General features: G+C 63.6%; 22 protein-coding genes and 1 tRNA gene. 19 read left to right on the forward strand and 4 right to left on the reverse strand.

Going from position 1 to position 20695, the window contains the following annotated elements:
* Positions 1 to 278 precede the first annotated feature (278 nt).
* From thrS to KHY18_RS12120, 16 genes are all read left to right on the forward strand, one after another.
* Positions 279 to 2210, forward strand: a complete 1932-nt coding sequence (thrS, locus tag KHY18_RS12045) for a threonine--tRNA ligase (protein ID WP_213299873.1) — start codon at positions 279 to 281, stop codon at positions 2208 to 2210.
* Positions 2211 to 2286: 76 nt separating this feature from the next.
* Entirely contained in the window at positions 2287 to 2892 is a 606-nt protein-coding gene (gene infC / locus KHY18_RS12050) for a translation initiation factor IF-3 (RefSeq protein ID WP_213299876.1), read from the forward strand.
* Between the two features lie 212 nt (positions 2893 to 3104).
* Positions 3105 to 3308, forward strand: coding sequence for a 50S ribosomal protein L35 (gene rpmI, locus KHY18_RS12055; RefSeq protein ID WP_175504242.1), 204 nt, complete (start codon positions 3105 to 3107; stop codon positions 3306 to 3308).
* 26 nt (positions 3309 to 3334) lie between these two features.
* Positions 3335 to 3694 carry a 50S ribosomal protein L20 gene (rplT, locus tag KHY18_RS12060; protein ID WP_213299879.1) on the forward strand — a complete coding sequence of 120 codons (360 nt, stop codon included), beginning with the start codon at positions 3335 to 3337 and terminating at the stop codon, positions 3692 to 3694.
* 101 nt (positions 3695 to 3795) lie between these two features.
* Entirely contained in the window at positions 3796 to 4848 is a 1053-nt protein-coding gene (pheS, locus tag KHY18_RS12065) for a phenylalanine--tRNA ligase subunit alpha (protein ID WP_213299882.1), read from the forward strand.
* Between the two features lie 72 nt (positions 4849 to 4920).
* A complete protein-coding gene (pheT, locus tag KHY18_RS12070; protein ID WP_213299884.1) occupies positions 4921 to 7368 on the forward strand; it encodes a phenylalanine--tRNA ligase subunit beta in 2448 nt (815 codons plus the stop codon).
* 38 nt (positions 7369 to 7406) lie between these two features.
* On the forward strand, positions 7407 to 7742 hold the full coding sequence (locus KHY18_RS12075; RefSeq protein WP_213299886.1) for an integration host factor subunit alpha: 336 nt from the start codon (positions 7407 to 7409) through the stop codon (positions 7740 to 7742).
* Positions 7743 to 7844: 102 nt separating this feature from the next.
* Entirely contained in the window at positions 7845 to 8249 is a 405-nt protein-coding gene (locus KHY18_RS12080) for a MerR family transcriptional regulator (RefSeq protein ID WP_213299887.1), read from the forward strand.
* A 32-nt stretch (positions 8250 to 8281) separates the two neighbouring features.
* Positions 8282 to 8358, forward strand: a tRNA-Pro gene (locus KHY18_RS12085).
* A gap of 101 nt (positions 8359 to 8459) precedes the next feature.
* The gene (locus KHY18_RS12090; protein WP_213299889.1) at positions 8460 to 8819 is read left to right on the forward strand and encodes a single-stranded DNA-binding protein; all 360 of its coding nucleotides are present in this window, start codon (positions 8460 to 8462) and stop codon (positions 8817 to 8819) included.
* Positions 8820 to 8928: 109 nt separating this feature from the next.
* Positions 8929 to 9729, forward strand: coding sequence for a MetQ/NlpA family ABC transporter substrate-binding protein (locus KHY18_RS12095; RefSeq protein WP_213299891.1), 801 nt, complete (start codon positions 8929 to 8931; stop codon positions 9727 to 9729).
* 332 nt (positions 9730 to 10061) lie between these two features.
* Positions 10062 to 10940, forward strand: a complete 879-nt coding sequence (locus KHY18_RS12100; protein WP_213299893.1) for a methionine ABC transporter ATP-binding protein — start codon at positions 10062 to 10064, stop codon at positions 10938 to 10940.
* Positions 10933 to 11598 carry a methionine ABC transporter permease gene (locus KHY18_RS12105; RefSeq protein ID WP_213299895.1) on the forward strand — a complete coding sequence of 222 codons (666 nt, stop codon included), beginning with the start codon at positions 10933 to 10935 and terminating at the stop codon, positions 11596 to 11598. The genes KHY18_RS12100 and KHY18_RS12105 overlap by 8 nt, the downstream gene beginning before the upstream one ends.
* 77 nt (positions 11599 to 11675) lie before the next feature.
* Positions 11676 to 12497 carry a MetQ/NlpA family ABC transporter substrate-binding protein gene (locus tag KHY18_RS12110; protein WP_213299898.1) on the forward strand — a complete coding sequence of 274 codons (822 nt, stop codon included), beginning with the start codon at positions 11676 to 11678 and terminating at the stop codon, positions 12495 to 12497.
* Positions 12498 to 12608: 111 nt separating this feature from the next.
* The gene (locus tag KHY18_RS12115) at positions 12609 to 13157 is read left to right on the forward strand and encodes an NADPH-dependent FMN reductase (protein ID WP_213299900.1); all 549 of its coding nucleotides are present in this window, start codon (positions 12609 to 12611) and stop codon (positions 13155 to 13157) included.
* A gap of 48 nt (positions 13158 to 13205) precedes the next feature.
* Positions 13206 to 13829 (forward strand): LysE family translocator, encoded by a 624-nt coding sequence (locus KHY18_RS12120; RefSeq protein WP_213299903.1) that lies wholly within the window; start codon positions 13206 to 13208, stop codon positions 13827 to 13829.
* 13 nt (positions 13830 to 13842) lie between these two features.
* On the opposite strand, the gene KHY18_RS12125 is transcribed toward KHY18_RS12120, so the two are convergent.
* Positions 13843 to 14733, reverse strand: a complete 891-nt coding sequence (locus KHY18_RS12125) for a LysR substrate-binding domain-containing protein (RefSeq protein ID WP_213299905.1) — start codon at positions 14731 to 14733, stop codon at positions 13843 to 13845.
* A 129-nt stretch (positions 14734 to 14862) separates the two neighbouring features.
* Between KHY18_RS12125 and KHY18_RS12130 the strand changes: the two genes are divergently transcribed.
* The 3 genes from KHY18_RS12130 to KHY18_RS12140 are packed head-to-tail and all read left to right on the forward strand — an operon-like array spanning position 14863 to position 17030.
* Positions 14863 to 15510 (forward strand): glutathione S-transferase family protein, encoded by a 648-nt coding sequence (locus KHY18_RS12130; RefSeq protein WP_249729085.1) that lies wholly within the window; start codon positions 14863 to 14865, stop codon positions 15508 to 15510.
* Positions 15507 to 16544, forward strand: coding sequence for an LLM class oxidoreductase (locus KHY18_RS12135; protein WP_249729086.1), 1038 nt, complete (start codon positions 15507 to 15509; stop codon positions 16542 to 16544). The genes KHY18_RS12130 and KHY18_RS12135 overlap by 4 nt, the downstream gene beginning before the upstream one ends.
* Positions 16545 to 16568: 24 nt before the next feature.
* Entirely contained in the window at positions 16569 to 17030 is a 462-nt protein-coding gene (locus tag KHY18_RS12140; RefSeq protein ID WP_213299907.1) for a GNAT family N-acetyltransferase, read from the forward strand.
* A 67-nt stretch (positions 17031 to 17097) separates the two neighbouring features.
* Here KHY18_RS12140 and KHY18_RS12145 read toward each other — a convergent pair whose 3' ends face one another.
* The 3 genes from KHY18_RS12145 to KHY18_RS12155 all read right to left on the reverse strand — a co-directional run bounded on the left by KHY18_RS12145 (position 17098) and on the right by KHY18_RS12155 (position 20676).
* On the reverse strand, positions 17098 to 19221 hold the full coding sequence (locus KHY18_RS12145) for a TonB-dependent siderophore receptor (RefSeq protein ID WP_213299909.1): 2124 nt from the start codon (positions 19219 to 19221) through the stop codon (positions 17098 to 17100).
* A gap of 275 nt (positions 19222 to 19496) precedes the next feature.
* The gene (locus KHY18_RS12150; RefSeq protein ID WP_213299911.1) at positions 19497 to 19871 is read right to left on the reverse strand and encodes a hypothetical protein; all 375 of its coding nucleotides are present in this window, start codon (positions 19869 to 19871) and stop codon (positions 19497 to 19499) included.
* 187 nt (positions 19872 to 20058) lie between these two features.
* On the reverse strand, positions 20059 to 20676 hold the full coding sequence (locus KHY18_RS12155; RefSeq protein ID WP_213299913.1) for an FMN-dependent NADH-azoreductase: 618 nt from the start codon (positions 20674 to 20676) through the stop codon (positions 20059 to 20061).
* Between the last annotated feature and the right edge of the window lie 19 nt (positions 20677 to 20695).

The raw sequence follows: 20695 nt of genomic DNA on the forward strand, positions 1-20695 counted from the left end.
GCAATCTGACAACGCGGGAGCTGTGCGGGTCTTGCGCGGCAGAGGTAAAATGCGCGCAAACACATTGTTTCAACGTACAAGGGCGAGAAAGGCAATCTGGTTATGACACCGCGAACTACATCCACGGAGATGTTCTCCGGCCTGCGATAGGCCGGCGGTTCGCGCCTGCACGAGATTTTTGCTTTCTCTCCCTCTCAAGCGCGGACCTGTTCCGCGCTTTTTGTTTTTGGCAGGGGCGCGCACCCAATCCCCCCAGACAAGGTTTGACAAGGAATCCCATGATCCACATCACGCTCCCCGATGGCTCCCAACGTGAATATCCCGGCCCGGTCACGGTCGCTGAAGTTGCCGCTTCCATCGGCACCGGCCTGGCAAAAGCCGCGCTGGCCGGCAAGATCGGCTCCGGCGACGTCGCCAAGATCGTCGATACCAGCCACCTGATCGCGCAGGACGCGCAGCTGGCCATCATCACGGCCAAGGACGCCGACGGCCTGGAAGTCATCCGCCACTCGACGGCCCACTTGCTGGCCTATGCGGTCAAGGAACTGTTTCCCGATGCCCAGGTCACGATCGGCCCGGTGATCGAAAACGGCTTCTTCTACGATTTCGCCTACAAGCGCCCGTTCACGCCCGAAGATCTGGCGGCGATCGAGAAGCGCATGGCCGAACTCGCCGCCAAGGACGAGCCTGTGGTGCGCCGCGTGCTGCCGCGTGACGAAGCCGTGGCCTATTTCAAGGGCCTGGGCGAGAACTACAAGGCCGAAATCATTGCCAGCATCCCCAGCAATGAAGACGTGAGCCTGTACCGTGAAGGCAACTTCGAGGATCTGTGCCGCGGCCCCCACGTGCCCAGCACCGGCAAGCTCAAGTTCTTCAAGCTGATGAAGGTCGCGGGCGCCTACTGGCGCGGCGACCACCGCAACGAAATGCTGCAACGCATCTACGGCACGGCCTGGGCCAGCAAGGAAGCGCTGGCGCAATACCTGCACATGCTGGAAGAAGCCGAGAAGCGCGACCACCGCAAGCTGGGTCGCGAACTCGACCTGTTCCACATCGACGAGCATTCGCCCGGCACGGTGTTCTGGCACCCCAAGGGCTGGACCCTGTGGCAGCAGGTCGAGCAGTACATGCGCGCCGTCTACCGCGACAACGGCTATCAGGAAGTCAAGGGTCCGCAGATCCTCGACAAGGGCCTGTGGGAAAAGACCGGCCACTGGGACAAGTACCGTGACGGCATGTTCGTCACCGAAAGCGAAAAGCGCGACTACGCGCTCAAGCCGATGAACTGCCCCGGCCACATCATCATCTTCAACCAGGGCATCAAGAGCTATCGCGACCTGCCGCTGCGCTACGGTGAATTCGGTCAGTGCCACCGCAACGAACCCACGGGCGGTCTGCACGGCATCATGCGCGTGCGCGGCTTCACCCAGGACGACGGCCACATCTTCTGTACCGAAGACCAGATCCAGGATGAAGTGCTGGCTTTCAGCAAGCTGCTGCAGAAGGTCTATGCCGACTTCGGTTTCACCGACATCATCTACAAGCTGGCCACGCGTCCCGAGGCGCGCATCGGTTCGGAAGAAAGCTGGGACAAGGCCGAAGCCGCGCTGATGGAGAGCTTGCGCGCTTCGGGCTGCGAGTTCGAGATTGCTCCGGGCGACGGCGCGTTCTACGGCCCCAAGATCGAGTACACGCTCAAGGACGCGCTGGGCCGCCAGTGGCAGTGCGGCACGATCCAGGTCGACTTCTCGATGCCCGAGCGCCTCGATGCGGAGTACGTGGGTGAAGACGGCAACCGCCATCGCCCCGTGATGCTGCACCGCGCGATCGTCGGCAGCCTCGAGCGCTTCATCGGTATCCTGATCGAGCAGCACGCGGGCGCGTTGCCAATCTGGCTCGCGCCAGTGCAGGCCGCGGTGCTCAACATCACCGATGCCCAGGGCGACTACTGTCGTGAAATTGCCGAAAAACTGCGAAAAGCCTTGCCTGGTCAAGACCTTCGCGTGGTTACTGACCTGCGCAACGAAAAGATTACGTATAAAATACGCGAGCATTCGTTGCAGAAGCTGCCCTACATCCTCGTCGCTGGCGACAAGGAAAAGGCAGCTGGAGCGGTTGCAGTGCGCGCCCGGGGCAACAAAGACCTCGGCGTGATGTCAGTCGACGCATTCATTGAATTGGTCGCCAGCGACATCGCCTCCAAGATCTGACTGAGATGTCAGCCTTTGGCTTGCGTGCACAGTGCACGCAAGCAGGCTACGCTGTTGTAGCCATTTATATTCAAGGGTGAAAACCATAGCTACTGAATTTCGCGATCGCCGTCACCGTGAGGAGCGCAAGCACCGCCTCAACCGTGAAATCATGGCGCCTGAAGTGCGTCTGTCCGGCCCAGAAAACGAGCCCCTCGGCATTGTTCCCATCATGGAAGCACTGCGCATGGCGGGCGAGTTGGACGTTGACCTGGTGGAAATCGCCGCTACAGCCAATCCGCCGGTTTGCCGGCTGATGGACTACGGCAAGTTCAAATACCAGGAACAAAAGCGCGCCGCCGAGGCCAAGGCCAAGCAAACGGTTATCGAGATCAAGGAAGTCAAATTCCGTCCCGGAACCGACGACGGCGACTACAACATCAAGTTGCGCAACATTCGCCGCTTCCTCGCGGAAGGCGACAAGTGCAAGATCACGCTGCGTTTTCGCGGTCGCGAAATCACGCACCAGAACTTGGGTCTGGCCCTGCTCAATCGCATTCGCGATGACCTGGCCGACACGATTGCCGTCGAGCAATTCCCCAAGCTCGAAGGTCGTCAGATGATCATGATGATTGCCCCGGCGAAGAAAAAGCCGGCACCTGCCAAGGCACAGGGCGATGCGCCCACAACGCCCGCAGCTTGAGGCATAATCTAGCTCGCAGCGAAAGTGAGCCGTAAAGGCTCACTTTTTCTTTTGCGCGGCATGGTTCACGCCATGGCGCGGAGTGGGGCAGCGGATTCATCCGCTGCTGCACAGGCTGGCCTGAAATGGTTGGCAAAGAAGTGGCTCGGGGCCAACAAGTTCGTACTCTTTTGTACGAACGCCTCACGAGCACAATTAACAGGAGCATTCACATGCCCAAAATGAAGACCAAGAGCAGCGCGAAGAAGCGATTCCGCGTTCGTCCCGGTGGCACCGTCAAGCGCGGTCAAGCCTTCAAGCGTCACATCTTGACGAAGAAGACCACCAAGAACAAGCGTCACCTGCGTGGTGCGGTTGCTGTGCACGAGACCAATATGGGCTCGATCGCACAAATGCTGCCCGGCTTTGGCTTGTAATTAACTGACGAACAAGGAGTACTTACATGCCTCGCGTCAAACGTGGTGTAACGGCCCGTGCCCGTCACAAAAAAGTTCTGGCCCTCGCTAAGGGTTTTCGCGGTCGCCGCGGTAATGTCTTCCGTATCGCTAAACAAGCGGTAATGAAGGCTGGGCAATATGCCTACCGTGACCGTCGTAACAAGAAGCGCGTGTTCCGTCAGCTGTGGATTGCCCGTATCAACGCCGCTGCGCGTGAACTGGGTCTGACCTACAGCGTGTTCGCAAACGGCCTGAAGAAGGCATCGATCGAAATCGACCGCAAGATGCTGGCCGATATCGCGGTGCACGACAAGGCTGCTTTCGCCAGCATCGTGGAACAAGTCAAGGCCAAGCTGGCTGCTTGAGTTCACGGCCTGTAGCTACATAACCTGTAGCTGCTAATGCACTAACAACAAGGGCTAGAGCTTGAAAAGGCACTAGCCCTTGTTTATTTTCAAGAGTCGATATGAACGAGTTGGATTCTCTGGTCGAAAGCGCGCAACAACTGTTTGCGCAAGCCGTCACCCCTGCTGATCTGGAAAACGCCAAGGCCCAGTTCCTGGGCAAGTCCGGTCGTGTGACCGAACTCATGAAGGGCATGGCGCAGCTTTCCGTCGAGGAGAAGAAGTCGCGCGGCGCCGCCATCAACGTCGCCAAGCAGGCGATCGAGGCCGCCCTCACGGCGCGCCGCCAGGCGCTGGCCGATGCCGAACTGCAAACCCAACTCAAGGCCGAAGCGCTGGACGTGAGCCTGCCAGGCCGGCGCCGCGGCGCCGGAGGTCTGCACCCCGTGTCGCTGACGCTGGAACGCATTGAAGGCATTTTTGCCTCGATGGGCTTCGATGTGGCCGACGGCCCCGAAATCGAGTCCGACTGGTTCAACTTCACCGCGCTCAATACGCCTGAAGACCATCCCGCGCGCTCGATGCACGACACCTTCTACGTCGAAGGTGGCACCGAGGCCGCGCCAAACTTGCTGCGCACGCACACCAGCCCGATGCAGGTGCGCTATGCGGTGCAGCATGTGAAGAAATACCAGGCCCTGCTCGACGCGGGCCAGAGCATGCCCGAGATCCGCGTGATCGCGCCGGGCCGCACCTACCGCGTGGACAGCGATGCCACGCATTCGCCGATGTTCCACCAGTGCGAAGGCATCTGGATAGGCGAGAACGTCAGCTTCAAGGATTTGAAGGTGGTGTTCACCGATTTCTGCCGCACGTTCTTCGAGAGCGACGATCTGGTGCTGCGTTTTCGCCCCAGCTTCTTCCCGTTCACCGAACCCAGCGCCGAAATCGACATCCAGTTCCAGACCGGCCCGCTCGCGGGCAAGTGGCTGGAAGTGGCCGGTTCGGGCCAAGTGCATCCGAACGTGGTGCGCAACATGGGCCTGGACCCCGAGAAGTACATCGGCTTTGCCTTCGGCATGGGGCCCGACCGCCTGACCATGCTGCGCTACGGTGTCAACGATCTGCGCCTGTTCTTCGACGGCGATGTCCGCTTCCTGTCGCAGTTCCAATAACTGCAGCACCCACCGCCTGTGTTGGCGCCTGCGTCTGGAGCGCAGGCCCGTTTGAAGCCAAAGAGTCTGACTATGCAATTCCCTGAATCCTGGTTGCGCGCGTTCTGCAACCCGCCCCTGAGCACCGCCGAACTCGCGCACACCCTGACCATGGCTGGTCTGGAAGTCGAGGAGCTCGCTCCCGTCGCGCCGCCGTTCACCGGCATCGTGGTCGGTGAAATCAAGGAGGCCTTGCAGCATCCGAATGCCGATCGCCTGCGCGTGTGCCAGGTCGATGTGGGCCAGGCCGAGCTGCTGACCATCGTCTGCGGCGCGCCCAACGCGCGCGTGGGCATTCGCATTCCCTGCGCCACGGTCGGCGCCGAGCTGCCTGCGGGCGACGACGGCAAGCCTTTCCTGATCAAGATCGGCAAGCTGCGCGGCGTCGAAAGCTACGGCATGCTGTGCTCGGCCAAGGAGCTCAAGCTCGCCGAAGAAAACGGCGGCCTGCTCGAGCTGCCGCTGGACGCGCCGCTGGGCCAGGACATCCGCAGCTATCTGAACCTCGACGACACGCTGTTCACGCTCAAGCTCACGCCCAATCTGGCGCATTGCCTGAGCGTCTACGGCATCGCGCGCGAAGTCGCGGCCCTCACGGGCGCGCCTTTGCTGGCGCCCACGTTCACGCCGGCCGCTGTTGCCAGCGACGCCCGCCTGGCCGTGAAGATCAGCGCGCCCGACCTGTGCGGCCGTTTCTCGGGCCGCGTGATCCGCAACGTCAACACCCAGGCCAAGACCCCGGCTTGGATGGTCGACCGCCTGGCCCGCTGCGGTCAGCGCAGCGTCGCGCCGCTGGTCGACATCTCGAACTACGTGATGTTCGAGCTGGGCCGTCCCTCGCATATTTTCGACCTCGACAAGATCCACGGCGGCCTCGACGTGCGCTGGGGTCGTCCCGGCGAACAGCTCAAGCTGCTCAATGGCACCACGGTCACCGTGGATGCTCAGGTCGGCGTGATCGCCGATGACCAGGCGATCGAATCGCTGGCCGGCATCATGGGCGGCGACGCCACGGCCGTGTCCGACGACACGCAGCACATCTATGTCGAAGCCGCCTTCTGGTGGCCGCGCACCATCGCCGGCCGTTCGCGCCGCTTCAACTTCTCGACCGATGCGGGCCACCGCTTCGAGCGCGGCGTGGACCCTAGCCTCACGGTGGAGCACATCGAGCGCATCACGCAACTGGTGCTCGAAATCTGCGGCACGCCCGAAACGCAGTGTGGTGCCATCGACGACCAGATCGTCAACGTGCCCGTGCCCCAGCCCGTGCAACTGCGCGTGGCGCGCGCCGCCAAGGTCATCGGCATGCCCGTGACCCAGCAGCAGTGCGCCGACGCGCTTCAAGGCCTGGGCCTGGCGGTGACGCAGGGCGAGGGCGTGCTGACGGTGACGCCGCCTTCGTACCGCTTCGACATCGCGCTGGAAGAAGACCTGATCGAGGAAGTCGCGCGCATGCTGGGCTACGGCCAGCTGCCGACCACGCCGCCGCTGGCGCCCATCACGCCCAAGCTGCGCGCCGAGAACCAGCGCAGCAGCTTCGCGGTGCGCCGTGAACTCGCGGCCCTGGGCTACCAGGAAACCATCAACTTCAGCTTCGTCGAAGAGCGCTGGGAGCACGAGCTGGCCGGCAATCCCAACCCGATCAAGCTGCTCAACCCCATCGCCAGCCACCTGAGCGTGATGCGCAGCTCGCTGCTGGGCTCGCTGCTGCAGGTCGTCAAGTTCAACCTGGACCGCAAGGCCCAGCGCGTGCGCGTGTTCGAACTCGGCCGCGTGTTCCTGCGCGATGCGAGCGTGCAGAGCACCGACACCACGGTGCAGGGCTTTGACCAGCCGATGCGCGTCGCCGGCATGGCCTGCGGCCCGGCCGACCAGTTGCAATGGGGTCGCAAGGACCAGGCCGTCGATTTCTACGACCTCAAGGGCGATGTAGAAGCCTTGCTCGCGCCGCTGCGTCCGAGCTTCGAAGCGGCTGAGCACCCCGCCATGCACCCAGGCCGCTGCGCACGCGTGCTGCTGGGCGGCAAGGCCATCGGCTTCGTCGGCGAACTGCATCCGCAATGGCGCCAGGGCTGGGAGCTGCCGCAGGCACCCGTGATGTTCGAACTCGAACTCGACGCCGTGCAACTGCGCCAGGTTCCCCAGTTCCGCGCGGTCGCCAAGCACCAGTCGGTCGAGCGTGATATCGCCGTCGTGGTCGCCGAAGCGGTGACCCATGGTGAAATCATGGCGGCCGTCGAGGCGGCTGCGGCGCATACTGTCTTGCGTTCTGCCGTGCTGTTCGATGTGTTCCGTGCCAAGCCGCTGCGTGCGGGCGAGACTGCCGCCCCGGGCGCGCTGGCTCCCAACGAGAAGAGCCTGGCCGTGCGCCTGCTGCTGGGCAGCGACACCGCCAGCCTGACCGAAGCCGAGATCGAGGCCGCGATGGCAGCCGTGATCGAGCAACTGGTGGCGCGCTGCGGCGCACGCCTGCGCGGGTGATCGATTTGGCTGTTTTTTCCGACGACAAGGGGTCTGCCATGGAATTGGCGATTGAAAGCCTGGACAGCCCCGCGCTGACCAAGGCCCAGCTAGCGGATTTGCTGTTCGACCAGATCGGCCTGAACAAGCGCGAGTCCAAGGAAATGGTGGATGCGTTCTTCGATCTGGTGTCGCAAAGCCTGGTCGAAGGCGATGATGTGAAGCTCTCGGGCTTCGGCAACTTCCAGATCCGCACCAAGGCGCCGCGTCCGGGACGCAATCCGCGCACCGGCGAATTGATCCCCATCCAGGCGCGCCGCGTGGTGACGTTCCATGCGAGCACCAAGCTCAAGGAACAGATCCAGAGCGGTGAGACGTCCGCATCGGTCGCCTGATCGGTCGCCAGCGCATGCCTTTGCGCGGGCAGGGCGATTGCGCATGGCGGCAGGGCGGTGGCTGCGGTAGCCTTGTCAGGTTGATGATTGGAGATGCATCCGATGTCCCAGGGAATTCCGCTTCCGCCGATTCCGGCCAAACGCTACTTCACCATCGGTGAGGTGGCGCAGTTGTGCGGCGTCAAGCCGCATGTGCTGCGCTATTGGGAGCAGGAGTTCACCCACCTGCGCCCGGTCAAGCGCCGCGGCAATCGGCGCTATTACCAGCACCACGAACTGCTGATGATTCGCCGCATCCGTGAGCTGCTGTACGACCAGGGCTTCACCATCCAGGGCGCGCGTGCCCGGCTGCGCGAAGCGGGTGCGGAAGAGTCGGATGTCGACGGCTTCGAGTTGGTTTCCGCCGACTGGCATGACCAGGTGCCGGGCGAGGGCGCAGTGCTGGCGCTCGATTCCCTGGCGGTACGCCAGGAGCTTTTGCAAATTCGTGAGCTGTTGTCTGTATGAGCGAATTTTCCGGTATATAATTCAATTCTCGTCGGCGTGTAGCGCAGCCTGGTAGCGCACTTGCATGGGGTGCAAGGGGTCGAAGGTTCGAATCCTTTCTCGCCGACCATAATCCCCAAAAAGGGTCAGCAGTTTTTCTGCTGACCCTTTTTTGTTTTTCCGCCGTTTTTGGCGCAGCATGGCTGTGTCTCAACCAACAAAGGTACGACCATGATGGATGGATTGATAGCCGGGCGTCTTTACGGCACGCCCGAGCAGCGCACCAGCAAGACGGGCAAGCCTTTCATGGTTGCGCGCATGCGCGCCGAATGCGGCGATGGCGAGAATTTGTTCGTCAACGTGATTGCGTTCGATGCCGCGCCCTGCGCCGCGCTCGAAGCCTTGCGTGAAGGCGATGCGATCGCTATCGCCGGGCCGATCACACCCAAGGTCTGGACAGACAAGCAAGGCATCGTTCACCCGGCGTTGGACGCGATTGCCCACCAGGTGCTCACCGCCTACCATGTGGAACACAAGCAGCGCCAGGTGCTGTCGGGTCAGGGCGGGCATGAGGCTGCGCATGAAGAATGACGCTTGCTTATTCGATTTGGGAATAAGCAGCTGATTATTTATTTGAAAAATTCGCTAGGGTTTGCGCGTACAGTGCTTTCATTCCGAATTTTTTGATTGAAGGCATTCCGTGAACAAGCGCCAACTTTTGCAGACCACTTTGGCTTTGGGCCTGGCCCTGGCAGCTCCTCTGGCCGCCGTGGCCCAGGACAAGACATCGATCAAGATCGGCGTCACTGCCGGCCCCCACGCGCAGATTTTCGAGCAGGTCAAACAGGTCGCCGAGAAGCAGGGCCTGAAGATCCAGGTGGTCGAGTTCGGCGATTACATCCAGCCCAATGCCGCGCTGGCCGCAGGCGATCTCGATGCCAACAGCTACCAGCATCTGCCTTACCTCGATGCCCAGGTCAAGGACCGCGGCTACAAGCTGGTGCGCGTGGCCGATACGGTCAACTTCCCCATCGGTCTGTACTCGAAGAAGGTCAAGAAGCTCGCCGACCTGCCCCAGGGCGCGAAGTTCGGCATCCCCAACGACCCGACCAATGGCGGCCGCGTGCTGCTGCTGCTGCAGGCCCAGGGCCTGATCAAGCTCAAGGAAGGCGCAGGCCTCAAGGCCACGCCGCTGGACGTGGTGTCCAACCCCAAGAAGCTCAAGTTTGTCGAACTCGACGCCGCACAACTGCCGCGTTCGCTCGACGACCTCGATGCTTCGGCAATCAACACCAACTTCGCGATTTCGGCCGGCCTGAACCCCAAGACGGATTCGATCGCCCAGGAAAGCGCCAAGAACCCCTACGTCAACATTCTGGTCGTGCGTGACGCCGACAAGAACCAGCCCTGGGTGGCCAAGCTGATCAAGGTCTACCAATCGCCTGAAGTGCGCCAGTTCATCGAGACCCAGTTCAAGGGTTCGGTCGTTCCCGCGTTCTAAATTGCGCCCAGCGCCCGCAAGGGCGCGCAGCGAAAAGCCAGTGCCGCCTTGCGCCGCACTGGCTTTTTTCATGCGCGATCCTGGGGCTTGCCTGCATTGCATCCACGCTCTTTATTAGTAAAAATGCATAAGCATGCGCTTTTAAATTCGTTGGTGAATTTCGGGGATGGCGTCACACTTCGTGTCATTCCCATGTCAGCGAATGGCGTATTGAGAGCCCAGGTTCGCGACGCGCAATCTGCGCTTGCCCGCCCCGGCATCGGACCCTTGACGACAGGCGCAAGCCGCTGACTCCCCGGTTCCGGCGGTTCAGTTTTCAACAATGTGATTGCATGAGCCAGAACACCGCAGATTCGGTCCAGAGACCGCCGATCATCCGCTTGCGCGATGTACAGAAGAAATTCACCACGGCCGACGGCGGCCTGTTCGAGGCCGTCAAATCGGTCACGCTGGATGTGCGCCAGGGCGAGATCTTTGGTCTGATAGGCAAGAGCGGCGCGGGCAAATCGACGCTGCTGCGCCTCATCAATTTGCTTGAGCGCCCCGATGCGGGTGAAGTCATCGTCGCCGGGCGCGAGCTGACCCAACTGAGCCGGCGCGAACTGCGTGAAGCGCGCCAGAACATCGGCATGATCTTCCAGCAGTTCAACCTGCTGCAGAACGCCAGCGTGTTCGACAACGTGGCCTTTCCGCTGAAGATCCATGGCGGCCTGTCGCGCGCGCAGATCGATGCGCGCGTGCGCGAATGCCTGGCGCTGGTCGGACTGTCCGAAAAAATAGGCAGCTATCCGGCGCAGCTTTCAGGCGGCCAGAAGCAGCGCGTGGCGATTGCCCGGGCGCTCGCGCCGCGCCCCCAGGTGCTGCTGTGCGATGAGCCGACTTCGGCGCTCGACAGCGAAACCACGCGCTCGCTGCTTGAAACGCTGCGCGACATTCAGCAAAAGACCGGCGTGACCATCGTCATCGTGACGCACGAGCTGTCGGTGGTCGAAGTGCTGTGCAGCGAAGTGGCCATCATCGAAGGCGGCCATCTGGTCGAACAGTTCTCGCTGCAAGGCCCTAGCGCGGCACGCAGCACGGCGCTGGGCCAGGAAATCGAAGAACTGCGCGCGCGCACGGCCCGCGAGGCCCGCTGGAGCGCAGAGTCTTCGCCGCCATCCGTTTCCTCATCGTCCGCTGCGGCTGCAGCCCAGGAGCTGCACCATGTCTGAAAACATCGCCGCCATTCTTCCCGAACTGTGGCTGGCCCTGGGCCAGACCGCGTTGATGCTGGGCATTGGCCTGACGGCCGCGGTCGTTCTCGGCGGGCCGCTGGGCGTGCTGCTGTTTCTACTGGGCCCCGGCCAGTCGCTGGACAACAAGCCGGCGTTCATCGTGCTCAACTGGATCGTGAACACGGTGCGCTCTTTCCCTTTCATCATCTTGCTGGTGGCGCTGGTGCCGTTCACGCGCGTGATCGCGGGTACGTCGATAGGCCCGCTGGCCGCGGCCGTGCCGCTGTCGATCGCGGCGATTCCGTATTTCGCGCGCCTGGTCGATCAGTGCCTGCGTGAAGTGCCGCGCGGCGTGATCGAAGCCGCGCATGCGATGGGCGCATCCGAGCTGCAGATCGTCTGGCGCGTGCTGGTGGTCGAAGCACGTTCGGGCCTGGTGCTGGCGCTGACCGTGCTGGCCGTGAGTTTCCTGTCGTATTCGGCGATTGCGGGCGTGGTCGGCGGCGGCGGCATCGGCGATCTGGCCATTCGTTACGGCTACTACCGTTTCCAGACCGATGTGATGGTGCTGACCGTGACCATTCTGGTGGTGCTGGTGCAAATCCTGCAATTTGTCGGCAACACCGCCGCGCGGCGCCTCGACAAGCGCGGCTGAGCCGGCGAAACGTTTTTCCTGGCCGCCAGGCGGCCGTATTTTTTCTGCGTTGTTTCTCTTTTGGAAAGAGGTTTGTGATGAAGAATTCCGTTGTGCGTCGTTCCCTGCTGGCAGCTGCCGTGGCTGCAGTGACTCTTGTCGGCCTGACGGCGCCCGTGCAGGCCCAGTCCAAGAAGGAACTGGTCATCGGCGGAACCGCCGGCTCGAACATCGACCAGCTCAAGCAAGGCATCGTGCCCCTGCTCGAAAAGAAGGGCTACAAGGTCAAGCTGGTGGAATTCAACGATTACGTCCAGCCCAACCTGGCACTGGCCCAGGGTTCGCTGGACGCGAACTTCTTCCAGCACCGCGTCTATCTGCAGAAGTTCGCGGCCGACCAGAAGCTCGACATCGTCGAGCTGGTGCAAGGCCCGATCGCGCCCCTGGGCGTGTACTCGAACAAGCGCAAGACGCTGGAAGAAGCCAAGAGCGGCGACCGCGTGACGCTGCCCAACGACCCGAGCAATCTGGCGCGCGCACTGGTGCTGCTCGAACAGAACCAACTGGTGAAGATCAAGCCCGGCATCGATCCGCTGCGCGCATCGGAAAAGGACCTGGTCGAGAACCCGCGCAAGCTCAAGTTCATTCCGCTCGAAGCCGCGCAACTGCCGCGCTCCATCGGCGACACCGAGTACGCGATCATCAACGGCAACTTCGCGATTTCCTCGGGCCTCAAGCTGACCGAAGCCGTCAAGCTCGAAAAGACGCCTGACCACTACCTGAACGTGGTTGCGGTCAAGCGCGCCGACAAGGACTCGGCCTGGGCCAAGGACCTCGAAGCCGCCTACCGCTCGAACGAGTACAAGGCCGTGGTCGACAGCAAGTTCCAGGGCTACGCCAAGCCTGCATTCCTGCAGTGATCGCGCAGGGCCCGTCGGCATGTCGCTTCATGTAGGACGTTGCCCACGGACCTGGCTGACGAGGGCTTCCATAATAGGAAGCCCTTTTTGTTTTTGAAGCGAGGAGTTTTCATGAGCCAATACCAGGTCGCTGTCATCGTCGGCAGCTTGCGCAAGGATTCTTTCAACCGCAAGCTCGGACAGGCGATTGCACGCATGGCGCCCGAAGGTTTCAGTTTCGAGGAAATCGCGATCGATACCTTGCCGCTGTACAACCAGGACGCCGACGGCAACGAGGTCGAAGCCGTGAAGCGCTTTCGCGCGCAGATCGCCAATGCCAAGGCGCTGCTGTTTCTGACACCCGAATACAACCGCTCGATTCCCGGCGTGCTCAAGAACGCGCTGGACCAGGGCTCGCGCCCTTACGGCCAGAGCGTCTGGGCCGGCAAGCCGGGTGCGGTGCTGGGCGTTTCGGTCGGTGCCACGGGCACGGCGCTGGCGCAGCAGCATCTGCGCAATGTACTGGCCTATCTTGATGTGCCGTTGCTGGGCCAGCCCGAAATGTTCATCCAGGCCAAGGACGGGCTGTTCAACGACGACGGCACGATTGGCAAGGCCAGCCATGATTTCTTCCAGGCTTGGCTGCACCGCTACGTGGAATGGGTCAAGCGCCACGGTTGATGGACGTGTAGGGCAGGGTATGCTTTGGCGCTGCCTCGTGGAGAACCCATGGACTACCTGCCTCAACTGATCACGCTTTCCGGCATCATTCTTCTGGGCTGTGCCAGCCCCGGCCCCGACTTCGTGGCGGTCACCTCGCATTCGCTGCAGGACCGGCGCGCGGGCGTGTTCTTGGGCCTGGGCATTGCCTGCGCCGTCATCCTGTGGGCGAGCCTGGCCATTCTCGGCTTCGGCCTGCTGATCCAGGAGATGTTCTGGCTTTATGAATTCATTCGCATCGCGGGCGCGGCCTATCTTGTGTATCTGGGCATTCGCATGCTGCTGGGCGCGCTGCGCAAGGCGCCGGCCGACGGCGCCATTGCCAAGGCAGCGGTGGGCAGTGCAGGCCAGGCCTGGCGGCGCGGGCTGCTGGTGGGCCTGACCAATCCCAAGACGGCGACGTTTTTCGCGACCCTGTTCGTGACGCTGCTGCCCGTTGGTGCGCCTGCGTGGGTGTATCTCACCGTCGTGGGGCTGGTGGGCGCCATCACGGCCTTGTGGCTGGGCTTGCTGGCCGCATTCTTCTCGGTTGACGGTGTGCGCAGCGTCTACATGCGCATACGCCGCCCCATCGACGCGCTGATGGGTGCGGCGCTGGTGGCGCTGGGGCTGCGCCTAGCTACGAGCCGGTAAGGCGGCATGGGCGTCAGCCCGGACTTTGGGCTTCTTCCAGCACCCAGTCGACAAAGGCCTGAACTTCGGGCCGCTGCCTGGCCTGGGCCGGCGTGACCGCGTAATAGGCAAAGCGCGCGGGCCAGGGCTTGTCGAGCACCTGCACCAGCCGGCCCGCGGCGATCTCATCTCTCGCATATTCCTGCGGCACCAGTGCCAGGCCCTGGCCGGCTTCGGCCGCGCGTATCAGCAGGAAGTCATCTTCGAATGCCGTGCCGCGTTCGGCGCGCGCGTCTGGTGCCACGCCATGCGCGGCGAACCACAGCGGCCAGTCGGCGCGATCGCCATCGTGCAGCAGCGGGTAGCCCAGGCAGTCTCCAGGCGCCGTCAGTGGGTTGTCTGTGTCTACGAGGCCGGGGCGGGCCACAGGCACCAGCACGGGCGCCATCAGTCGCGTGACATCGAGCCCAGGGTAGACGCCCAGGCCATGGCGCAGCGCGACATCGACCCGGCCCTGGCGCATGTCGACCAGGGCCGAAGTCGCTTCGACCCGCACTTCGATGCCGGGATGGCGCTGGGTGAACCGGCCCAGCCGCGGCACCAGCCATGAAGCCGCAAATGTCGCCACCGTGCTCACAGTGAGCGTGGGCCTGGCCTGGGTCTGCTGTAGCGATTGCATGGCCTGGGCCATCTGCGCAAAGGCCTGAAGCAGGGCAGGGTGGACGCTTGCGCCGGCCTCGGTGAGCCGCAGGCCCTGGCGCTCGCGCGTGAACAGCGGCACGCCGACCCGGTCTTCGAGCAACCGGATCTGCTGGCTGACCGCGCCGGAGGTCACGTGCAGTGCCTGGGCCGCGGCCTTGATGCTGCCGCGCTGACCGACTTCGACGAAGGCGCGCAGCGCAAGCAGCGGTAGTGCGGCCGTCATTGAATTTAGTTTTTCTGAATCCATGGAGAAGAAATGATCGTTTCCATTCTGCAAATGAGAAAACTAATATTAAGGCGCTTGTGAAGCAAGTAGTTGATTTAGTTTATCTACATTTATAAGAGCGTACGCATGAATCATTTGATGGCCGGATCGCCTATCCAGCTTTATACCGACAGCTCTCCCAATGGTTTCAAGATCACCATTGCACTCGAGGAATTGGGCCTGCCCTATACCCTGCACCATGTGCGCATCGACCAAGGGGCGCAGCGCGAGCCCGACTTTCTGCGACTCAATCCGCATGGCCGCATTCCCGTGCTGGTGGATGCCGCCCCAGGCATTACGCTGTTCGAGTCCGCGGCCATCCTGCTTTATCTGGCCGAGAAGACAGGGCGACTGTTGCCGAGCGCGCCCCAGGCGCGCTGGCAGGCGCTGCAGTGGCTGGTGTTCCACGCCGCGAGCGTCGGGCCGCTGATAGGCCAGCGCGTGCATTTCGAGCTGTTTGCCGCCCACCCCAACGCCGAGGCAATAGAGCGCTATCGTCGGCTCACCGACGAAGCGTTCGCCACGCTGGACCAGCATCTGGCCAGCCATCGCTTCCTGGCGGGCGACGCGTTCTCCATCGCCGATATCGCCCACTTCGGCTGGACGCATATCGCCCGCATCATCGATTTCGATTTCAGTCACCACCGCCACCTGAGCGCCTGGCATGAGCGTGTTGCCGCCCGGCCCGCGGTGCGCAAGGGCGTGACGCTGCCCGCACCGGCGACCGGCGCATGAAGGCCATGACTTCCATTGCGTCGTCCGCCGGAGCGTCCTATCCGGCCTTTTCAGCCCATCCCGGCTACCGCCGGATGTTTGCACCCGATCAACTGACGCTGGGCATCTTCCTGCCGCTGCGCTTTTACGCGGGCGACATGCGGGTGCTTGCCGGGCAGGCAGACCTGGTGGCGGAGATCGACCGCCAGGGCTTTGCCGCCGTATGGGTGCGCGACGTGCCGCTGTTCGACCCGGCGTTCGGCGATGCCGGGCAGGTGTTCGATGCGTTCACCTATCTGGCATTTCTCGCGGCGCGCACCCAGCGCTTGGCGCTGGCGACCGGCAGCGCGATCTTTTCGCTGCGCCATCCCATAGATCTGGCCAAGGCGTCGGCGACCATAGACCAGCTGTCGGGCGGGCGGCTGGTGCTGGGCATTGCATCGGGTGACCGCCCGGCCGAGTTTCCGGCCTATGGCATAGAACACTCCGAGCGCGGCGCGCGCTTCGCGCAGTCGGTCGGGTATTTTCGCGATCTGCTGCGTGCCGACAGTCCGGCCATCGATTCGCCGCTGGGCCGCATCGACGCCGCCGCGCTGCTGCCCAAGCCCGTGAACCGCGCCATTCCCTTGGTCGTCACCAGTTCGTCGGGTCAATCGCTCGACTGGATCGCGGCCCAGGCCGACGGTTGGCTGACCTATCCCGAAGCCACCCATGTGCCGCAGGGGCCGCTGCGCCTGGCGCAGAAGATCGCTGCCTGGCGCGCGCTGATTCCCGACGGCGGATTCCGGCCGCACATGACCAATGAGTGGCTGGATCTGGTGGATGATCCCGATCACCCGCGCACGCCGCTGCGCGGCGGCTTCGTGCTGCGCACCGGTCGCAAGGGCTTGATTGCGCTGCTCGAGGAATGGCAGCGCGCGGGCGTCAATCATGCGGCGCTGGGCATCCAGTTCTCGCAGCGCCCGGCCGCGGAAGTGATTCAGGAGCTGGCCGAGGAAGTGCTGCCGCGCTTTCCCTCGCATGCGGGGCCGCCGGCGCTCGCGCCCCTGTGGTGAACATCGATTCAGGAGGGATGGTCAATGAATGAGGGTACGGTCAGCGTGCGCGCCCTTGCGGCGGGCGACAGGCTTGCGTGGGAGCGGCTTTACCGCGGCTACGCGGCGTTCTATGAGGTGCCCATGAATGACGCGGTGCTCGACGCCACCTGGCGCTGGCTGATGGGCCGCGAGCGGCGCGTCGAAGGCCTGGTGGCAGTGCGGCGCGGCGAGCTTGTGGGCCTGGCCCATTACCGTTCGTTTTCCGAGCCGCTGCTGGGCAAGGATGTGGGTTTTCTCGACGACCTCTTCGTGCCGCCCGCGCACCGGGGGCTGGGCATCGGGCGCCTGCTGATCGACGCGGTCGCGGCGATCGCGCGCCAGCGCGGCTGGCCCGTGCTGCGCTGGATCACGGCCCAAGACAATGCCGTGGCCAGGCATCTATATGACCAGCTGGCGCAGGCCACGGCCTGGGTCACTTACGACCTGGACGTGGCCGCGCGCTGAAGCCGCAACGAAAAAGGGCGCCGGCCTTTTGCAAGACCGGCGCCCTTGGCGTTCGCAAGCGCAGTGCTTAGAACTGGTAGGCGGCGCTGATGCCCGTCATCCACTGGCGGCCCGGCGCGCCTTCGAAGAAGCGGCTGTTGCCGTCGTTGACGATGACCGAGCCCACGTACTTGCGGTCGAACAGGTTGTCGACGCGTGCGAAGGCACGCAGCGTCCAGGGGCCCATGACCTTGCGGTAGCCCACGCTGGCCGCGGCCACGGTGTAGCCGGGCGCGGAAGCGCTGTTGGCGTCGTTCACGTAGACCTTGCTCGCGTGCTCGGCCGACACGCCCAGGCGCCACGCGGACGTCAGGTCGTAGTCCAGGCCCACGGACAGGTGCTGCTTGGACAGGCCGGGCAGCATGTTGCCGGCGGCGGCGCTGCCCGAAGCCTGGCGGAACGTGGCGTCGAGGTAGGTATAGGCGGCTTGCACTTTCCACTGGGGCGCGAGGCGCAGGTCGGCCTGCAGTTCCAGGCCCTGGCGGCGCGTGTCGCCGGCATTGCGGTAGGTCGTGCGGCCGTTGCTCGCGCCCGCGCTGACGATTTCGTCGCTGGTGCGCGAATGGAACAGGGCGGCGCTCCAGCCGCCCTTGACGGCGCCGGTCAGGCGTTCGCGAAAGCCCACTTCATACTGGGTGCTGGCGCTGGGCTGCAGGTCCAGGTTCAGGCCGCCGATGCTGCCCGTGCGGTACGACAGTTCGGCAAAGGTCGGGGTCTCGAAACCGCGGCCGGCGCTGACGTAGACCGTCTTTTCGGGCGTCAGCTGGTGCGACAGCGAGATCACGGGCAAGGCCTGGCTGTGCGTCACGGAACCCGAGTCGTCGGGGTTGCCGGCACGGATGTAGCGGTCGTCGGACTCGAACTTCACATGGCTGTAGCGCAGACCGGTGCCCAGGCTCCAGGTGGGAGCGAGCTGCCACGTTGCCTGCACGTAGGGGTCGATGCTGGTGACGGTGTTGTCTTCGTTGCGGCGCAGCGCGCCCTTGACGCCCAGCTGGCTGCCGATGAAGTTCTCGTAGCCCTGGCGGTCTTCCTTCATGGTGTCGAAGGCCAGGCCGGCCGTGACGGTGACGGGCACGGGCGCGTTGTCGAAGCGGCCGGTCCAGCGCGCGTCGAGGCCCGCGTAGTCGCGCGACATGTCGATCACGCCACCCGCATGGCCTGCGGGCGCTTGCGTGGCGACGGGCAGCGACTGGTATTGCTCCATGGAGCGGTGGCCTGCATAGGCGGTCAGCGACACGCTTTGCGTGCCGCTCAGACGGCGCTCGTAGGTGGCGCCGACCTGGGTCTGCTCCAGCGACTTGCGGGTGTTGAACTTCTCGGCCACGGCTTCGCCGTTGTCGGCGCGGAAGGAGGCGCGGCGCGGGTTGGCCTGCCACTGTTCCCAGGTCAGGCCTTGCGCGTCCTGCGCGTTCGACTTCATGGTGTTGGCGACGATGGTCAGGCGCGCGTCGTCACCGATGGCGGTCGACAGCTTGGCGTTGGCGACGTTGCGGTCGGCTGCGCTGTGGTCGCGGTAGCCGTCGGTCAGGTAGCGGCTGGCGCTGAGCACATAGCTCAGGCCCTGGGCGGTCTGGCCGCTGGCCTTGCCCGAGATGCGCTTCTGGCCGTTGCTGCCGACGGAGTAGCCGCCTTCGACAGTGGGGCGGCCCGTGGGCGTTTCGGTGTACATGCTGATCACGCCGCCGGCCGAGTTGCCATACAGCGCCGAGTAGGGGCCGCGCAGCACTTCGACGCGCTCCAGGCTGGAGATGTCGATGTGCGACAGCGCGCCCTGGCCGTCGGGCATGGTCGCGGGAATGCCGTCGACATACAGGCGCACGCCGCGCAGGCCGAAAGTGGAGCGCGCGCCGTAGCCGCGCACCGACAACTGCAGGTCCTGGGCGTAGTTCTGGCGGTTGTTGATCTGCAGGCCGGGAACGCCCGACAGGCTTTCCGACAGGTTCACCTGCAACTGGCGGTCGCGCATCTGGTCGGCGTCGATCACGGACACGGAAGCGGGCGTCTGCTCGAGCGAGGTGCCGCCCAGCGTGCTGTGCACCATGATTTCAGGCAGGCGGGCTTCGGTGGCGGGCTGGGCGATGGCGACGCCATACATGCCGCCGACCAGAGCAGGAAGGCCGGCAACCCAGCGCAGGTGATGCAATGTCATGTGAAAAAACCTCTTTATGCTGGCGCCGCCCTGTGAGGGCTGGCTGCGGCAAAGCGCAGCGCAGCCACACAAGGGCCTGCGCAGCAATCATTCAAATGGGGGAGAGCGCCGTCGTCAGGGTACGCGGGGAACCCTGCGGGCAACGGCAACGGCCGAAGAATGCCACAGAGCCGTCACAAATTTTCACGAACAGGTGTAAACACCAGTAGGCCCGTGGTTAATTCTGTGGCATCAAGTGTGCTGGCCATGGTCCGCCCGAACGGCGAACTCCTCAATCAAAGCGTGGCTGCCGAGCGGCCCTGTACGCGGTCTATGGCATCGATGATGGCCTTGCCCGTGCTCTGCACGCCAGGCGCGGCGAAACCCGGGCCCGGTTTCACTGCGGGATTGGCCAGCAGTTGATCACGCACCTTGAGGCGCGCGGCCATGGCTTCCGACAGCGGCTTGGGCTCCTGCGGCGGGGTATTGTTCAAATACTCCTTGTACACCGCGCCCTGGGCGCGAATCAGCTTCTCGTCTGCGCTCTTGGCTTCCAGATGCCGATTCACCAGGTAACCTGCAATGGCGACACAGACCACGCCGATGGCGGTGGCCTTGAGGACGAACGACTCATCGGTGTACTTGCGCGGGTGCTGCGTGGCGGACGACATGGAAACGTTGGTGGTTAGGTTGGGACAGGGTACAAGCCCGGCGCCGCGACAACGGCTTTCAGGGTTTTTACTGAAGCAAGCCTAACAAAAAAAAACGCCTTGGCGATGACATTGAGTGCAATGTCCCACCAAGGCGGTCAGCGGCGGCGCATCGATGCGCTGCTTCTGGAGCAGGCCGCTGGGGCGCTTATGCCGTCAGAGCCAGCTGGCTGTGGATGGCCTGTTCGGCCTGGGCCAGGGCTGCAGCCTTGGCGTCGGGGCCCATGGCAATGCCTTCGGCACGCACGAAACGCACATCGGTCACGCCCATGAAGCCCATCACGGTCTGCAGCAGGCTTTCCTGGTGTTCCATCGCACGGCCGCCTTCGGACGTGGAATAAACGCCGCCGCGCGTGGACACGACGATCACGGTCTTGCCCTTGGCCAGGCCTTCAGGGCCGGCGGCGGTGTAGCGGAAGGTGCGGCCGGCCTGGGCAACGCGGTCGATCCAGGCCTTGAGCTGGCTGGGGATGCTGAAGTTGTACAGTGGCGCGCCGATGACGACCACATCCGCAGCCAGGAACTGGCTCACGAGCTTCTCGGAGATCGCGTTTTCCGCGCGTTCGGCTTCGGTCGTGGCGCTCTGGCCGGTACGGAAACCCATGGACACCGCCGACAGGTGGCTGGGAGCGTCCTGCGCCAGATCGAGGTAGTCGACGTTCAAGCCGGGGTGGGCCGCAACCCATGCCTGCACGGTGCGGGCGGTCAGATCGCGGGAAACGGACATGTCGCCGGTGATGGCGGAATCGATGTGCAGCAGTTGCATGGAAGGCTCCTTGAATTTC

Origin of the sequence: Acidovorax sp. CCYZU-2555 (assembly GCF_018413525.1) — a bacterium.
Classification (GTDB): domain Bacteria; phylum Pseudomonadota; class Gammaproteobacteria; order Burkholderiales; family Burkholderiaceae_C; genus Comamonas.

What these genes read in the sequence shown, in the direction of transcription:
- KHY18_RS12105 (WP_213299895.1), top strand. Translation starts at nt 10,933, where the DNA reads ATGTCTGAAAACATCGCCGCCATTCTTCCCGAACTGTGGCTGGCCCTG.
- KHY18_RS12100 (WP_213299893.1), top strand. Translation starts at nt 10,062, where the DNA reads ATGAGCCAGAACACCGCAGATTCGGTCCAGAGACCGCCGATCATCCGC.
- KHY18_RS12155 (WP_213299913.1), bottom strand. Translation starts at nt 20,676, where the DNA reads ATGCAACTGCTGCACATCGATTCCGCCATCACCGGCGACATGTCCGTT.
- KHY18_RS12110 (WP_213299898.1), top strand. Translation starts at nt 11,676, where the DNA reads ATGAAGAATTCCGTTGTGCGTCGTTCCCTGCTGGCAGCTGCCGTGGCT.
- KHY18_RS12125 (WP_213299905.1), bottom strand. Translation starts at nt 14,733, where the DNA reads ATGACGGCCGCACTACCGCTGCTTGCGCTGCGCGCCTTCGTCGAAGTC.
- KHY18_RS12130 (WP_249729085.1), top strand. Translation starts at nt 14,863, where the DNA reads ATGAATCATTTGATGGCCGGATCGCCTATCCAGCTTTATACCGACAGC.
- pheT (WP_213299884.1), top strand. Translation starts at nt 4,921, where the DNA reads ATGCAATTCCCTGAATCCTGGTTGCGCGCGTTCTGCAACCCGCCCCTG.
- pheS (WP_213299882.1), top strand. Translation starts at nt 3,796, where the DNA reads ATGAACGAGTTGGATTCTCTGGTCGAAAGCGCGCAACAACTGTTTGCG.
- KHY18_RS12145 (WP_213299909.1), bottom strand. Translation starts at nt 19,221, where the DNA reads ATGACATTGCATCACCTGCGCTGGGTTGCCGGCCTTCCTGCTCTGGTC.
- KHY18_RS12115 (WP_213299900.1), top strand. Translation starts at nt 12,609, where the DNA reads ATGAGCCAATACCAGGTCGCTGTCATCGTCGGCAGCTTGCGCAAGGAT.
- rplT (WP_213299879.1), top strand. Translation starts at nt 3,335, where the DNA reads ATGCCTCGCGTCAAACGTGGTGTAACGGCCCGTGCCCGTCACAAAAAA.
- KHY18_RS12150 (WP_213299911.1), bottom strand. Translation starts at nt 19,871, where the DNA reads ATGTCGTCCGCCACGCAGCACCCGCGCAAGTACACCGATGAGTCGTTC.
- KHY18_RS12075 (WP_213299886.1), top strand. Translation starts at nt 7,407, where the DNA reads ATGGAATTGGCGATTGAAAGCCTGGACAGCCCCGCGCTGACCAAGGCC.
- thrS (WP_213299873.1), top strand. Translation starts at nt 279, where the DNA reads ATGATCCACATCACGCTCCCCGATGGCTCCCAACGTGAATATCCCGGC.
- KHY18_RS12080 (WP_213299887.1), top strand. Translation starts at nt 7,845, where the DNA reads ATGTCCCAGGGAATTCCGCTTCCGCCGATTCCGGCCAAACGCTACTTC.
- KHY18_RS12090 (WP_213299889.1), top strand. Translation starts at nt 8,460, where the DNA reads ATGATGGATGGATTGATAGCCGGGCGTCTTTACGGCACGCCCGAGCAG.
- rpmI (WP_175504242.1), top strand. Translation starts at nt 3,105, where the DNA reads ATGCCCAAAATGAAGACCAAGAGCAGCGCGAAGAAGCGATTCCGCGTT.
- KHY18_RS12135 (WP_249729086.1), top strand. Translation starts at nt 15,507, where the DNA reads ATGAAGGCCATGACTTCCATTGCGTCGTCCGCCGGAGCGTCCTATCCG.
- KHY18_RS12120 (WP_213299903.1), top strand. Translation starts at nt 13,206, where the DNA reads ATGGACTACCTGCCTCAACTGATCACGCTTTCCGGCATCATTCTTCTG.
- KHY18_RS12140 (WP_213299907.1), top strand. Translation starts at nt 16,569, where the DNA reads ATGAATGAGGGTACGGTCAGCGTGCGCGCCCTTGCGGCGGGCGACAGG.